Source organism: Mycolicibacterium brisbanense (assembly GCF_001570425.1).
GTDB lineage: Bacteria > Actinomycetota > Actinomycetes > Mycobacteriales > Mycobacteriaceae > Mycobacterium > Mycobacterium brisbanense.
This window is the reverse complement of sequence record NZ_BCSX01000054.1, coordinates 83647-97596: the sequence shown is the minus strand read 5'-3', so window position 1 is coordinate 97596 and position 13950 is coordinate 83647. Positions and strand designations below refer to the sequence as shown.

The 13950-nt window shown below is 67.6% G+C and carries 14 protein-coding genes; 5 read left to right on the top strand and 9 right to left on the bottom strand.

All coding sequences use genetic code 11. The annotated features are described in order from the left end of the window. Window positions 1-7: 7 nt before the first annotated feature. Both RMCB_RS32125 and RMCB_RS32120 read left to right on the top strand, forming a co-directional pair. Entirely contained in the window at window positions 8-430 is a 423-nt protein-coding gene (locus RMCB_RS32125; protein WP_029369861.1) for a PPOX class F420-dependent oxidoreductase, read from the top strand. Window positions 431-449: 19 nt separating this feature from the next. Then, window positions 450-1715 carry an APC family permease gene (locus tag RMCB_RS32120; protein ID WP_062831980.1) on the top strand — a complete coding sequence of 422 codons (1266 nt, stop codon included), beginning with the start codon at window positions 450-452 and terminating at the stop codon, window positions 1713-1715. Here RMCB_RS32120 and RMCB_RS32115 read toward each other — a convergent pair. From RMCB_RS32115 to purL, 3 genes are read right to left on the bottom strand one after another with little or no spacing between them, the layout of a single operon-like run. Then, window positions 1669-2286: an Rv0804 family intramembrane glutamic endopeptidase gene (locus RMCB_RS32115; RefSeq protein WP_062831979.1), complete on the bottom strand. Its 618-nt coding sequence runs from the start codon at window positions 2284-2286 to the stop codon at window positions 1669-1671. The two genes, RMCB_RS32120 and RMCB_RS32115, sit on opposite strands and share 47 nt — an antisense overlap. Continuing rightward, window positions 2286-4010: an alpha/beta hydrolase gene (locus RMCB_RS32110; protein ID WP_062831978.1), complete on the bottom strand. Its 1725-nt coding sequence runs from the start codon at window positions 4008-4010 to the stop codon at window positions 2286-2288. Before RMCB_RS32110 ends, RMCB_RS32115 begins: the two co-directional genes overlap by 1 nt. Next, on the bottom strand, window positions 4007-6304 hold the full coding sequence (gene purL, locus RMCB_RS32105) for a phosphoribosylformylglycinamidine synthase subunit PurL (RefSeq protein WP_029369864.1): 2298 nt from the start codon (window positions 6302-6304) through the stop codon (window positions 4007-4009). The genes RMCB_RS32110 and purL overlap by 4 nt, the downstream gene beginning before the upstream one ends. A 66-nt stretch (window positions 6305-6370) precedes the next feature. Here purL and RMCB_RS32100 point away from each other — a divergent pair, with 66 nt between their 5' ends. Beyond that, entirely contained in the window at window positions 6371-7342 is a 972-nt protein-coding gene (locus RMCB_RS32100; protein WP_062831977.1) for a hypothetical protein, read from the top strand. A 9-nt stretch (window positions 7343-7351) separates the two neighbouring features. Here the strand turns inward: RMCB_RS32100 and RMCB_RS32095 are convergent, their stop codons facing one another. The 3 genes from RMCB_RS32095 to RMCB_RS32085 are packed head-to-tail and all read right to left on the bottom strand — an operon-like array spanning window position 7352 to window position 10210. After that, window positions 7352-8560 carry a cation:proton antiporter domain-containing protein gene (locus RMCB_RS32095; RefSeq protein WP_062831976.1) on the bottom strand — a complete coding sequence of 403 codons (1209 nt, stop codon included), beginning with the start codon at window positions 8558-8560 and terminating at the stop codon, window positions 7352-7354. Between the two features lie 27 nt (window positions 8561-8587). Then, complete coding sequence (locus RMCB_RS32090) at window positions 8588-8935, bottom strand: VOC family protein (RefSeq protein ID WP_062831975.1); 348 nt, start codon at window positions 8933-8935, stop codon at window positions 8588-8590. A gap of 15 nt (window positions 8936-8950) precedes the next feature. Beyond that, window positions 8951-10210, bottom strand: a complete 1260-nt coding sequence (locus tag RMCB_RS32085; protein WP_062831974.1) for a M18 family aminopeptidase — start codon at window positions 10208-10210, stop codon at window positions 8951-8953. 49 nt (window positions 10211-10259) lie between these two features. On the opposite strand from RMCB_RS32085, the gene RMCB_RS32080 reads away from it, so the two are divergent. Both RMCB_RS32080 and RMCB_RS32075 read left to right on the top strand, forming a co-directional pair. Further along, window positions 10260-11297: a Dyp-type peroxidase gene (locus RMCB_RS32080; RefSeq protein WP_062831973.1), complete on the top strand. Its 1038-nt coding sequence runs from the start codon at window positions 10260-10262 to the stop codon at window positions 11295-11297. Beyond that, window positions 11294-12091 (top strand): family 1 encapsulin nanocompartment shell protein, encoded by a 798-nt coding sequence (locus RMCB_RS32075; RefSeq protein WP_029369870.1) that lies wholly within the window; start codon window positions 11294-11296, stop codon window positions 12089-12091. Before RMCB_RS32080 ends, RMCB_RS32075 begins: the two co-directional genes overlap by 4 nt. Before the next feature lie 246 nt (window positions 12092-12337). Here RMCB_RS32075 and purQ read toward each other — a convergent pair whose 3' ends face one another. The 3 genes from purQ to RMCB_RS32060 are packed head-to-tail and all read right to left on the bottom strand — an operon-like array spanning window position 12338 to window position 13933. Further along, window positions 12338-13012 (bottom strand): phosphoribosylformylglycinamidine synthase subunit PurQ, encoded by a 675-nt coding sequence (gene purQ, locus RMCB_RS32070; protein ID WP_029369871.1) that lies wholly within the window; start codon window positions 13010-13012, stop codon window positions 12338-12340. Next, the gene (gene purS / locus RMCB_RS32065) at window positions 13009-13248 is read right to left on the bottom strand and encodes a phosphoribosylformylglycinamidine synthase subunit PurS (protein WP_029369872.1); all 240 of its coding nucleotides are present in this window, start codon (window positions 13246-13248) and stop codon (window positions 13009-13011) included. Before purS ends, purQ begins: the two co-directional genes overlap by 4 nt. 10 nt (window positions 13249-13258) lie before the next feature. Next, window positions 13259-13933, bottom strand: a complete 675-nt coding sequence (locus RMCB_RS32060; protein WP_308213624.1) for an ATPase — start codon at window positions 13931-13933, stop codon at window positions 13259-13261. Window positions 13934-13950 lie beyond the last annotated feature (17 nt).

Below are 13950 nucleotides of genomic sequence, written 5' to 3'. Positions count from 1 at the left end.
TGACGGCATGATCTTCAAACCGCATGAGGTCGCCTTTCTGCAGAATGCCGACCTGGGCAGGTTGGCCACCATCCAACCCGACGGCACACCGCAGAACAGCCCGGTCGGCTTCACGTTCAACGAGCAGCTCGGCACGATCGACATCGCCGGTTACCGGATGGCGCACAGCCAGAAGTTCCGTAACATCGCCGGCAATCCGAAGGTCGCGTTCGTGGTCGACGACATCACCTCCCGCAACCCGTGGCGCGTTCGCTGTCTGGAGATCCGCGGCACCGCCGAGCAGGCCCAGGTGCCTGCCGCCCGCGGCGCCGGGGGCGACGAATTGGACACCGCCATCATCCGGGTGACGCCGCACAAGATCATCAGCTTCGGCATCGACGATCAGGAAACCGAACCGCACCAACTGATTCCTGACGTCAGGACGATGTAGGCAGCCTTACCATCGAACGATGCCGAAGCGGACGGTGTCCGAGACCGACGACACCGGCTACTTCGTGCCCGGGATCTTGCCGATGTGGCGAGCAGCAGGCCTGTCGCTCGCAGTGGCCGGAAGCGCTGTGTTCAACGGGGTCGGCGCCCTCGGTGCCGTGCTGATCGCCGCGGTGGTGGTCTACGCGCTCGAGCGGTTGCACCGTCACGCACCGGAAGCGCCGTCGACGGGCGATCTCGTCGGATCGACGCTCGGTCCGTCGGTTGCGCGCTTCACCGGCATGATCCAGCTGGCGGCCTACGTTGTCATGGCCGCCGGCGTCGCGGTGTCGCTGGGCGGCTTGTCGTTCTACCACTCGGCGGACCCGGCCTCGGCGATGGCCAGCTGGTGGTGGCCGATGTTGTCACTGGCCTTCGTCGGACTGGCCGCGACACTGGTTGCCGTGCTGCCGACCCGGACCATCGGCGCAGCAGCCGCGGTGCTCGCGGTCGTGGGCCTGTTGGTGTACTTCTACGTCGGCCTGGCCATCATCGCCAAGATGCTCAGCGGTACCGCACCGCTGGACATCGGCCCGCAACGCTTTCCGTCAGCACTGATCACATTGGCCACGGTGATTCCACTTGGCCTGGGGCTGGCCGGGTTCGAAGTGGCCAGCGCCGCCAACGGCAGGCTGCGCTCGGTGGGCCGGCCCCTCGGTGTGGTGTTGGCCGGGGTCGCCGTGTGCACGCTCACGCTGCTGGTGGCGGTGAACCTCGCAACGACAAGCGGTTTCCAGTACCAGGCCGGTTCGTTCTCGGCGATAGCGATCGAGATCTTCGGTGAGTCAAGCCGTTTCTGGCTGCTCGCGGGTCCCGTGCCGCTGTCGTGTGCGGCCCTGCTTGCGTTGCTGTGGGCAGCGACGCGCGTGGCCGGCCGGCTGTTCGGCGGCGGCGTGGCGACCTCCAGCCTGGTCGCGGCGGCCACCGCCGTCGTCGCCGTGGCGCTCTGCCGCTACCAGCGTGACATCAGCGGCCTGCTGTCCATCGTGGCGGCACTGCTCCTGCTTGCGGTGTATGTCCTTGTTGCCGAAGCGAACTCGCGTGTCTCGGGAACAGTCGCTGCGATGCAGGCGCCGCGCGCCGTGGTGTTGGCGACGGCAGCTGCGGTGGTGTTCATCCCGCTTCGGGCCAGGGACTTCGCGATTGCGGCGTGGTGGCCGCTGGGCGTCACAGTCCTGATCGTCGGTGTCGCGGCGCTGCTCAGCGGCGTCGGACGAACAGAACGGCCAGCGCCCCAGCCTCGTTGAGCGCCAGGTGCACCAGCATCGGCGCGGCCAGGCCACCGGAGTTGTCGGCCAACCATCCGAACACCCAGCCCGCACCGCCGGTGACCAGCACGGTGCCGATGACCGGTGCACCTGTCGCACGCGAATCGGCGATGTGCGACAAGCCGAATGCCGCCGCCTGCAGCAGCCGCCCGCCGCGCGGCCCGAATGCGCGGGAACCCAGGCTCGCGAGCGCCGCACGGTAGGTCGTCTCCTCCGCCCACACCGTGCCGACCGGTATCCGCAGCGTCAGCCATCCGACCGGGTCCGAGGGCAGTTCCCGCCGACGCATCGCGGCGCGGACCGCTGGCACCGCCGTCGTCGCCGCGGTACCGGAGGCGACCGCGACGGCGGCAGCCGCACCCCAGCGCAGGCCGGGCCGGATCCGGGCCGGCTGCAGGCCGGTCGGGGCGCGGGTGAGCGCGACCAGGCCGGTGCCCAAAGCCGCCCGCACCGCGGGCTGCCAGCGCGCCGGCAGCCGCGGATCGACCAGGGCACTCCAGGCCACCAGCCCACCGGCCAGCAGCAACGCCCGTAACTTGGTGGCGGGCATCAGTTTTCGGGACCGTCCTCGGCCATCGTCTTCTGCAGCGCGATGCGGATCCGCTCGGTGTCATGCGGTGTCCAACCGGCCGGCGGCGCCACGGCGATCCAGCCGTCCAACACCGATTCGCCGTAGTTGTGCCCGTGCCCGGCAGGCACCCCCGATGCGTTGGTGATGTCCGCGGCGACCTGCCAGAACGTGATGATCGGGTACCAGCGCATCGACGCCGTGCGGTCGCGGCCCGGCGGCTCGACGAGCCAATCCGGCCGGGAGAACAGCAGATCCGTCGACCACCAGACGATGGGGTCCGACGGATGCTGCAGGAACAGCACGCGTGTCCCCTCCCAGGTACCTGCCGTGTCAGCGGCGATCTCGCCGGGATCGACAGCTTCGGAGAACCGGACCGTGCGGCCGTTGTCGTAACGCGGTCTGACCGCCGGGGTCCCCGGATCGCGTCGGACCAGCAGGCCGTGCCACAGCGTGCTGGCGTTCGGCGGGCCCACCCACAGCACAGCGGAGAAACCCATCCTCGCGATGTCGGGCAGCCAGCTGAAGGCGCCCTGCCCGGCCAGCGAGCCCAGGCTCTCGCCGTAGAGCACCAGTTCAGGCCGGTGGTCCGCGGGCAGTTGAGCCCAGCGTTCATGGATGGCATTGATCATGGTCCGACCGGAGTCCACCGATTTCTCCCGGTCCGCCAGGAACGAAATCCAGCTCGGCAGATAGGAATACTGCATGCCGACCATGACGGTGTCGCCGTTGTACATCATCTCCAGCGCCCGCGCCGCGACCGGATTGACCCAGCCGGTACCCGTGGTCGGGACGATCACCAGCATCTTGCGATCGAACGCGTGCGTACGCTCAAGTTCGCTGAGCACCACCGAAATCCGCTGCTGATCGTCGTCGCCGGTCTGCAATCCGGCGTAGACCCGGATGGGTTCCTTTGCGGGCCTTCCGTTGAGCTTGGTGAGTTCGTCGGCGTGCGGCCCGGTGGCGACGAAGTTGCGGCCCTGGAAGCCGAGCGTGTTCCACGGCGCGAAAGAGTCTGGGCTTCCAGACCTTTCAGGTTGATCGGGTTGACTGACCCCCTCGCGGGTGGTGGTGTTCTGCGGCTGGAACACCCGGCTGGCCCCGGCCAGAAACCCTCGGTAGAGCACACCGTTGACCAGCGTGACCACCAGCACCACCACGATCGCGGTCCCGATGAACTGGGCGACCTCACGGTGCAGATGCCACCGCCGGATGAACAGCCGGGCCAGCAGGCGCACGGCGTCGCGCAGCACCCGCGCGGTGGAGATCAACGCCGTGCCCACGGCGACGGCGATGATCAACGTGCGCAGATAGCCTGCGGTGCCCGGACCTTCCATGCCCATCACCGCGGACACCTGCCGCTGCCAGGCCGCAGCCGGGATCAGCATCAGAATGCATGCCGTGATCGCTCCGGTGACGACGACCGCCTTGAGGCCGTACAGCACCCGCTTGCCCGGGGGCCACCACGGTCTGCGTCGCAAAAGCAAGCGGTACAACACTTTTCCCAGGACGACGCCGATGCCGTAGCCGATGGCGGCGTTGATCCCGCCGATCAACCCGGCGAACAACCAATCCCTGGGCAGCAGCGACGGGGTCAGCGACAGACAGAAGAACAGAGCGCCGACGGCGATGCCGACGAAATCGAGCCGGACCAGATTCCAGGCCCAGACCAGTAACGGGTGTCGATTTGTGGTCTGTTCAATCACCCGAACAACCCGGGCAGCACGCCCTCCGACGTGCTCCGCAGCTCGGACAAGGTGACACTGAACTGGCCCTGCACTTCAACCGAATCGCTACCCTGGTCGACCACGCCGATGCGGGTCACCGGCAGGCCGCGTGCCTCGCACATCGACCGGAACCGGCTCTCCTCGGTACGCGGCACGGCCACCAGCACGCGACCCGCCGACTCGGAGAACAACGTCACGAACGGGTCAGCTCCTTCGGGAAGGATTACCCGGCAACCGGTTTCACCAGCGAGTGCCGATTCGACCACGGCCTGGATCAGTCCACCCTCGGACAGATCATGGGCGGCGGAGATCAGCCCGTCACGCGATGCCGCCACCAGCACCTCGGCCAGCAACTTCTCGCGATCGAGGTCCACCTTCGGTGGCACCCCACCGAGGTGGTCGCCCGTGACCTGCGCCCAGATCGACCCGTCGAACTCGTCGTGGGTGTCGCCGAGCAGCATCAAGGTCTCGCCGGGCTCGGTGCCCAGGCCGGTGGGGATCCGGCGCTTCACATCGTCGATCACGCCGAGCACACCGACCACCGGGGTCGGCAGGATCGCGGTGGTCCCGGTCTGGTTGTAGAAGCTGACGTTGCCGCCGGTCACCGGAATGCCCAGCGCCGCACAGCCATCGGCGAGGCCGCGGACAGCCTGGCTGAACTGCCACATGACACCGGGATCCTCGGGAGACCCGAAGTTGAGGCAGTTTGTCACCGCAACCGGGGTGGCACCGGTGACGGCGACGTTGCGGTACGCCTCGGCAAGCGCGAGCTGCGCACCGGTGTAGGGATCCAGCTGGGTGTAGCGTCCGGAGGCGTCGGTGGACAACGCGATGCCCCGCCCGGTGGACTCGTCGATGCGCAGCACGCCGCCGTCGGCGTGCTCGGCCAGCACGGTGTTACCCCGCACGTACCGGTCGTACTGCTCGGTGATGAACGCCCGGCTGCACAGGTGCGGACTCCCGACCATCGTCAGCAGGGTCTCGCGCAGCTCGTCGCCGGTCGTGGGTCGCGGCAGCTTCGCCGAGGTGTCGGCGATCAGCGCGTCCTGGCTGTCGGGGCGCGCCACCGGACGCTGGTAGACCGGGCCCTCGTGCGCAACCGTGCGCGGCGGCACGTCGACGACGGTCTCGCCGTTCCAGGTGATCTGCAGCCGGTCGCCGTCGGTCACCTCGCCGATGACCGTGGCCAGCACGTCCCACTTGCGGCACACCGCGAGGAACGCGTCGACGTTCTCCGGGGTGACCACCGCGCACATCCGTTCCTGCGATTCGCTCGACAGGATCTCGGCCGGGGTCATGTTGGCCGCGCGCTGCGGTACACGTTCCAGTTCCACCCGCATGCCGCCGTCGCCTGCGGAGGCCAGTTCGGATGTGGCGCAGGACAATCCGGCGCCGCCGAGGTCCTGGATGCCGACCACCAGGCCGGCGGCGTAAAGCTCAAGACAGCACTCGATGAGCACCTTCTCGGTGAACGGGTCACCGACCTGCACCGCGGGCAGCTTCTTGCGGCCGGGGCCGGACCCTTCGTCGCCGCCGAAGGTCTCGGACGCGAGGACCGACACACCACCGATGCCGTCGAGGCCCGTGCGAGCACCGAACAGGATGATCTTGTTGCCCGTGCCCGACGCGAACGCCAGGTGCAGGTCTTCTTTGCGCAGCACCCCGACGCACAGCGCGTTCACCAGCGGGTTGCCCGCGTAGGACGCGTCGAAGACGGTCTCGCCGCCGATATTGGGCAGACCCAGGGAGTTGCCGTAGCCGCCCACACCGCGCACCACGCCGTCGAGCACGCGGCGGGTGTCGGGGGCGTCGGCCGCACCGAAGCGGAGCTGGTCCATCACCGCGACCGGGCGGGCGCCCATGGCCATGATGTCGCGGACGATGCCGCCGACACCGGTCGCCGCGCCCTGGTAGGGCTCGACGTAGGACGGGTGGTTGTGGGACTCGACCTTGAAGGTGACGGCCCAGCCGTCGCCGATGTCGACGACGCCTGCGTTCTCGCCGATGCCGGCCAGCATGCCTGCGCGCATCTCGTCGGTGGTGGTCTCACCGAAATAACGCAGGTGCACCTTGGAGGACTTGTAGGAGCAGTGCTCACTCCACATCACCGAATACATGGCCAGTTCGGCGTCGGTGGGACGCCGGCCGAGGATATCCCGGATCCGCTGGTACTCGTCATCCTTGAGGCCGAGTTCGCGGTAGGGCTGGGGGTGATCGGGGGTGGCGGCTGCCCGCTCCACCGAGTCGATGTCGTGGGTGAGCTCAGACGTCACGCTCAGAGTGTATCGTTGCCGGCCCTGCCGCTCTGACCCCGAGCAGGTCAGCGGCATACTCGGCGGATGCGCAAGCTGGGGTCCAGGGGGTGGCTCGCCGCTGTCGTCGTGGTGTTGGTGCTCGTCGCCACCTGTTACCAATTCAGGGGGTCGTGGTCGGCCCGCCTCATCGACACCGTGTTGCGGCGACAACCGGGTGTGACGTTCGTGGCCCACACCGTCTCGAGTAACGACGGCTTCGGGGTCCGCACGGCCAGCTTCGACGTGTACGTCGGCACCGACGCGACGGCCGACCAGTTGTCGGCGCTGGGCCACACCTTCGCCACGCAGATCCACGATTCCTGGGTGTACAGCGGGCTGGGAGCCAGCTTCGTTGTCATGCGCAGCGCGCAGTCCTACTCCGCCCAGTCAGGTTCCACGATGTATGTCAGCTTCGAACCGTCGCGTCCCACCCCGCAAGCGCCGTGGCGGGACTGGCTCGCCTTGTCCAAAGGCGACTACGCGTACGAGATCACCGGGTCAGCGTCGCCCGACAACACCAGCCTCACAGTGGCGCTGCGCAGTATCAAGCATTCGGCTGATCCCCTCAGCGCGTCGGAGTTCGCGGCATCGGTCCGGCGGCTGACCACGGACTTCCCCGATTCGACCGTCGGCTGGACCGTCTTCGACGCCGACACCAACAAGGCACCGAGTATCCGGTCCGACCGCGGCCTGCCCAGCCCGGCTCAACTGGCGCTGTGGCAGGCGCTCGATCAGATTGCGCCGATCGACGGCGCGTTCAACCTCGATCGGCCCGACCAGAACAGCTTCTCGCTGGATGCCCTGCCTCCGGGTCCAGACGTGGATCGCGCTGTCGTCGCCCAACTTCAGTTCATCAAGGACTCGGGGCTGCCCGCGGCGTACGACGTGGAGGACGCACAGATCACGGTGCGGCCGGGAGGTTGTTCGAAAGGCGTCCAGGAACCTCAGCCACGGACGCCGGCGGATGCGGATCTGCAAGCCAGGTTGCGCGCCCAGTTCGAGCACTGCCCCGGCTGAGCTGGGACGTCACGCGACCTGTTTGGTTTGCGACCGCTGGTAGGCGCGGGCGGCCGCCGGGGCGCTGGCCCCGTGCACGATGACGCTGCCGAGCACCGCGATCACCAGCACCTGCACGACGGTGTTCTCCGCCACGCCCTCGAGGGCATTGAACGCCAGCAGCCCGAAGACGATCGAGCTGGTGCCGCGCGGTCCCAGCCAGCCGAGCAGCAGCCGTTCCGACCATCCGACCCGTGACCCGAGCATCGCCAGCAGCACCGTGACGACGCGCACCACCGTCAGCACCAACAGGCAGAACACGACCATCCCCCACGGCACGCCGAAACCGAGCGCCAGCACTGCGGTGAGGCCGAACACGAACCACATGCCTGCGGCCAGCAGAAATCCGACGTCGTCGACGAGTTCCAGTTCGGTCGCGAAGGCCGGCGAGGTCCGGAAGTAGTTGAATGCCATGCCACAGACGAACGCCGAGACGAAGCCGTTGCCGCCGACGCCGAGGCTGGCTCCGAACGACAACAGTGGCGCGCTCACCAGGATCATGCGCTTGGCCTGGCCGGTCATCAAGCCACGGCGTTCGGCCGAGTTGGTCGCCACTGCCAGGACGGCGCCGACGACTGCGCCGATCAGCAGGGCCTTGCCTGCCTCGGGGATGGCCCGCCCGAGGGCGTCCAGCGGGGTCTCGGCCTGGGTGCGGTCGGAGGCCAGGACGAGGGCGAAGATGAAGACCGGCGAGACGATGCCGTCGTTGTAGCCTGCCTCGACGTTGAGCAGGCCACGGACCCGTTCGGGAATCCGGTCGTCCCGCAGCAGCGAGGATGTCGGCGCGAAGTCGGTCGGCACCACTACGCACGCGATGACCAGCAGCACGGCCCACGGCAGGCCCGGCAGCAGCCACAGGCCCAGCAGGACCGACGCTGCCAGGCCGAGCGGCATCGCGATGAACAGCAATCGCAGTGCCGAACGCGGGTCGGCACCGAGATACCCGCCGCGCACGTCGGTGGCATCGACGAAAAGCAGTACGGCAAGGATGATTTCGGCCACGTGCTGGGCGGCGACGGCATTCAGGGTCGACGCCAGCGCATCCTTGGTGGTGAACCCGACCGCGATCCCGGCCAGCACAAGCAGCATGGGCGAGGTGAGCCGCAGTCGCTCGAAGCCACGCGAGAAGAGCGACCAGCCGGCCAGCACCACCGAGACCGCGACGAGCGACAGCAGCATGGCCGGAATCCTGCCAGCTGTCGGCCGTTACTGACCGGCGATGCAGAAGGCGTTGCCCGCCGGGTCGGCAAGCACCACCCAGGAGAACGCGTCGCCGAAACTGTGCCGCTCGGTTTCACTGGCGCCCAACCCGACGAGCCGCGTCACCTCGGCTTCCATGTCGTCGGCGTGGAAGTCGAGATGTAGGCGGTTCTTGCCCGGCGTCGGATCCCCGACGTGCTGGAATCCCAGCTTGGAACCGTCGGGCAGCGCGACGATGATGAATTCGCCAGGGATCACAGCGTTTACGGTGCCGCCGACGGCTTGTGCCCACCACTGGGCCAGGGACTCCGGTTCGGCACAGTCGACGGTCGCCATCTCCATATGCAGGGTCATGCGCCCGACGATAGATCAGGCCGGTGACAAAAACGCCTGCAGCGCCGCCGCGTAGGCCGCAACGTCGTGGGCGCCCATGAACTCCCGCGCCGAGTGCATCGCCAGCTGCGCGGCCCCGACGTCGACGGTGGGAATGCCGGTGCGTGCCGAGGTCATCGGCCCGATCGTCGATCCACAGGGCAGATCGGCCCGGTGCTCGTAGCGTTGCAGCGGCACGCCCGCCTGCTCGCACGCGAGAGCGAATGCCGCCGCGGTGCGGCCGTCGGTGGCGTAGCGCAGGTTCGGTTGCACTTTGAGCACCGGCCCGGCGTTGACCGCGATCTGGTGGGACGGCTCGTGACGCTCGGGATAGTTCGGGTGGGTGGCGTGCGCCATGTCTCCCGATGCCACCATCGAGCCGGCCACTCGGCGCAGGTAATCCTCGCGGCTGCCTCCGGCCGCCAGGGTGATGCGTTCCAGCACGGTTATAAGAGCAAGGGACTGGGCACCGTGGTCGGAGGTGGAGCCCACCTCCTCGTGATCGAACAGCGCCAGCACCGGGATGTGATCGGATTCGGCCGCGGCGAGGAAGGCCTCCAACCCGGCGTAGCACGTCACCTGGTTGTCCAGCCGTGGCGCACTGACGAACTCGTCCTCGGCACCGGTGACGGCCGACGGGTTCGTGTCATGCGTCATCAGGTCGAATCCCAGCACGTCGGCCTCGGCGACACCGGCCCGCTCGGCCACGAAGCCGAGAAACGACCCCGGCCGCTCCCCCAGTCCCCACACGGCGTTCACGTGTCGCTGCGGGTCGGGGCTGACGCCTTTGCGGTCGTCGGACAGATGGATCGCCAGCTGCGGTACCCGCAGGATCGGGTCGTCGACGCAGACCAGGCGGTGTTCGACGCGGCTCCCGACGCGGACCGCCAGCCGGCCGCTGATGCCGAGGTCACGGTCGAGCCAGGAGTTCAGCCATGCGCCGCCGTAGGGCTGCAGCGCCACCACCTGCCAGCCGGCCACCACGCGGTCGGGATATTGCTTGACCCGCAGATTCGGGCTGTCGGTATGCCCGCCGACGATGCGAAAGGGTCTCACCGGGTCGGGCTGGTCGGCCCGCCACGCGACCAGCGAACCGGCCCGCACCGTGAAGTAGCGACCGCCGGCGGGCCACGCGTCGGTTTCGGCGAGCTCTGTGAAACCTGCTGCGGTCAGTCGTTGTGCGGCATGAGCGCACACATGAAACGGAGACGGCGAGGCATCGATGAATTCACACAGACCATGGGGGCTAGCTGGCATATCTCTATCTTGGCCTGGATTTCACGGCGGTCCGCGCTAGGGTCCTGGTGTGCCCGCACCACAGCCCCAGCCGGTTCTGGCCCCGCTGACACCGGCTGCCGTGTTCATGGTCTCGACGATCGACGAAGGTCAAGAAGCGGCAGTACACGACGCTCTCCCCGACATCTCGGGCCTGGTCCGCGCAATCGGATTCCGCGATCCCACCAAGCATTTGTCGGCGATCGTGTCGATCGGCTCCGAGGCCTGGGACCGGCTGTTCGCCGGCCCACGCCCGGCCGAACTGCATCCCTTCGTCCCCCTCGACGGTCCGCGCCACCACGCCCCGGCCACCCCCGGAGACCTGCTGTTCCACCTGCGGGCCGAGTCCATGGACGTATGTTTCGAACTCGCAACCAAACTCGTCGACGCGATGGCGGGGGCCATCACCGTGGTCGACGAGGTGCACGGCTTCAAGTTCTTCGACAACAGGGATCTGCTCGGATTCGTCGACGGCACCGAGAACCCGAACGGGCCGATCGCCACCAACGCCAGCCAAATCGGCGATGAGGACCCCGATTTCGCCGGCGGCTGCTACGTGCACGTGCAGAAGTATCTGCACGACATGACGTCGTGGAACTCGCTGTCCGTCGAGGAGCAGGAGCGGGTGATCGGACGCACGAAACTCGACGACATCGAGATGCCCGATGCGGTCAAACCACCCAATTCGCATGTCGCCCTCAACGTCATCGAAGACGCCGACGGCAATGAGCTGAAGATCATCCGGCACAACATGCCGTTCGGCGAGATCGGCAAGGGCGAATTCGGTACGTACTACATCGGTTACTCGCGCACACCTGACGTCACCGAGCGCATGCTGCGCAACATGTTCATCGGTGATCCGCCGGGCAACACCGACCGCATCCTCGATTTCTCCACGGCCGTCACAGGCGGCTTGTTCTTCAGCCCCACCATCGACTTCCTGGACGCTCCACCGCCACTCCCGGCGGACCGGGCAGAAGAATCGCAGCCGGTTTCGGTCGAGGAGCCGGCGGCGAGCAGCAATGACACCTCACTTGGGATCGGCAGCCTGAAAGGAACACCGCAATGAACAATCTCTACCGCGAACTAGCTCCGATCACCGAGTCCGCCTGGGGCGAGATCGAAACCGAGGCGACCCGGACGTTCAAGCGCCACATCGCAGGACGGCGCGTCGTCGACGTGACGGGGTCTGGCAGTCCGGTGGAGGCGGCGGTGAGCACCGGTCATCTGCTCGACGTGGAAGCACCGGCCGACGGCGTGCAGGCCAATCTAAGAGCAAGCCAGCCACTGGTGCGCTTGCGTGTGCCGTTCACGGTGTCGCGCACCGCAATTGACGATGTCGAGCGCGGCGCCCAGGATTCGGACTGGGATCCGGTCAAGGACGCCGCCAAGAAGCTCGCCTTCGTCGAGGACCGGGCCATCTTCGAGGGCTACGGCGCCGCATCCATCCAAGGCATCCGCAGCGCCAGTTCCAATCCCGCGCTGGCGCTTCCGGACGACGCCCGCGAGATTCCCGACGTGATCGCCCAAGCGCTTTCGGAGCTGCGTCTCGCCGGTGTCGACGGCCCGTACTCGGTGCTGCTGTCGGCGGCGACCTACACCAAGGTCAGTGAGACCACCGCACACGGCTATCCGATCCGCGATCACCTGAGCCGACTGGTCGACGGGGACATCATCTGGGCCCCTGCCATCGACGGTGCATTCGTGTTGTCCACCCGCGGTGGGGATTTCGATCTGCACCTCGGCACCGATGTGTCCATCGGCTACCTGTCCCACGATGCCGACAGCGTCAAGCTGTACATGCAGGAGACTCTGACGTTCCTCTGCTACACCGCTGAGGCATCGGTCGCGCTCACCGCCTGATCCCTTGCCCTTTGCCCTTTGCACCGCGAGCGTGCGTGTCTGTCCCTCGACACGCCGCTCGCGGTCGGCATTTTGCGCACGCTCGCGGTGAGCGAGAGGTAGTCGATCGGTGAGCGAGAGGTAGTTGACGCAGCACCTGATCGCGATGCTGAGCAGTCGACTAGCACTACATCGAGTCTGCGGTGAGGGCACAAGACATCGAGAAGCGAACGCCCTCAACGCAGACCCAACGCGTCGGCTCAGCCGTCAGGCCGTGAGAACCGCGTCCAGAGCAGAGTAGAAGAGGCCGAGGCCGTCGTCGGAGGGCCCGGTCAAGGCTTCTGTCGCGTGCTCGGGGTGCGGCATGAGCCCGACGACGCGACGGTTGGCCGAGCAGACGCCTGCGATGTTGCGCATCGAGCCGTTGAGGTTCTCGCGGTAACGGAAGACCACCCGGTCCTCGGCTTCGAGTTCGTCGAGCACGGCTTCGGAGGCCACATAGCGGCCTTCGCCCGACTTCAGCGGGACCAGCAGATCGGCGCCCGGCTCGTAGCGTGTCGTCCATGCCGTCGAGGCGGACGCCACTTCCAGCCACACGTCGCGGCAGATGAAGTGCAGTCCGGCGTTGCGGGTCAAAGCTCCGGGCAGCAAGCCGGCCTCGCAGAGCACCTGAAAACCGTTGCAGATGCCCAAGACCGGCATACCCTTTTCCGCCGCGGAGATCACCGAACCCATCACCGGGGCGAACTTGGCGATCGCGCCGCAGCGCAGGTAGTCGCCGTAGGAGAAGCCGCCGGGCACCACGACGGCGTCGACGCCGTGCAGGTCCGCGTCGGCGTGCCACAGGTTGACGGCTTCAGCCCCGGCCAGCCGCACGGCGCGTGCGGCGTCGACGTCGTCGAGGGTGCCGGGGAAGGTGATGACCCCAATGCGAGCGGTCACGAATCCTCCCGGCTCACCGCGAAGTCTTCGATCACGGTGTTGGCCAACAGGGACTCGGCGATCTCGGCCAGCGCCTCGTCGGAGACGGAATCGTCGACCTCAAGCTCAAAACGCTTGCCCTGTCGAACATCTGAGATACCCGCATGCCCGAGGCGACCGAGCGCCCCGACAATGGCCTGCCCCTGGGGGTCCAGGATCTCAGCCTTGGGCATCACATGCACAACTACCTTTGCCACGGCGCACACTCTACCGGCACGATCCCAGGTAGGCGTCGCACAGTGGCCTGGTCATCGCATCGAAGACCTGGCTATCGGGAATCGTCGGCCACGGAACCTGCGGCGGGGTTGTTGACCACATGGCGAGCTCCACCACGGTGCTGTTGCGGGTGTCAGCCAGCAAATACTGATGCAGCACCCGGTTGCCGTCGATGCTGAGCACCGCCGCCAACTGACCGGGCACATCGGTGGTGATCGACGGAGAGCTCTGCGGCGCGGTCAGCTGGCAGGCCCGCAGCGCGCCGGCCGCGACCCGGATCACGCCGAGCGCGATGTCGGCGCCGCGCCAGGTCTCGCCGCGCCAGTGCACCACCTGTGCTTGCACCTGCCACTGGCCGCCCGGCTCAGGGATGAGGGCCCGCGCGCTCACCGCGTAGCCACGGGCGTCACCCGGCAGCGGTGGCGTCGCGCAGTCGTCCTCGAACCGGAACCGCGGGCCCACCGTCGCCACGGCCAGTCCGGCCGGCTCGCCCCAGTGGTAAGTGCGGTACAGCGGAATGTCCGACGCGGCGATCCATGCGGAAGCGGGAATCTGGTGGCATGTCGGCGGACACGTTGACGGCTGCGACGAGGCCGCCCCAGGCGTGGCCGCCAGCCCGAAGACCGCGAGCAACATCGCCCACATCATCCGCATGATTGCAGCCACTGAGGGCAACAATATAG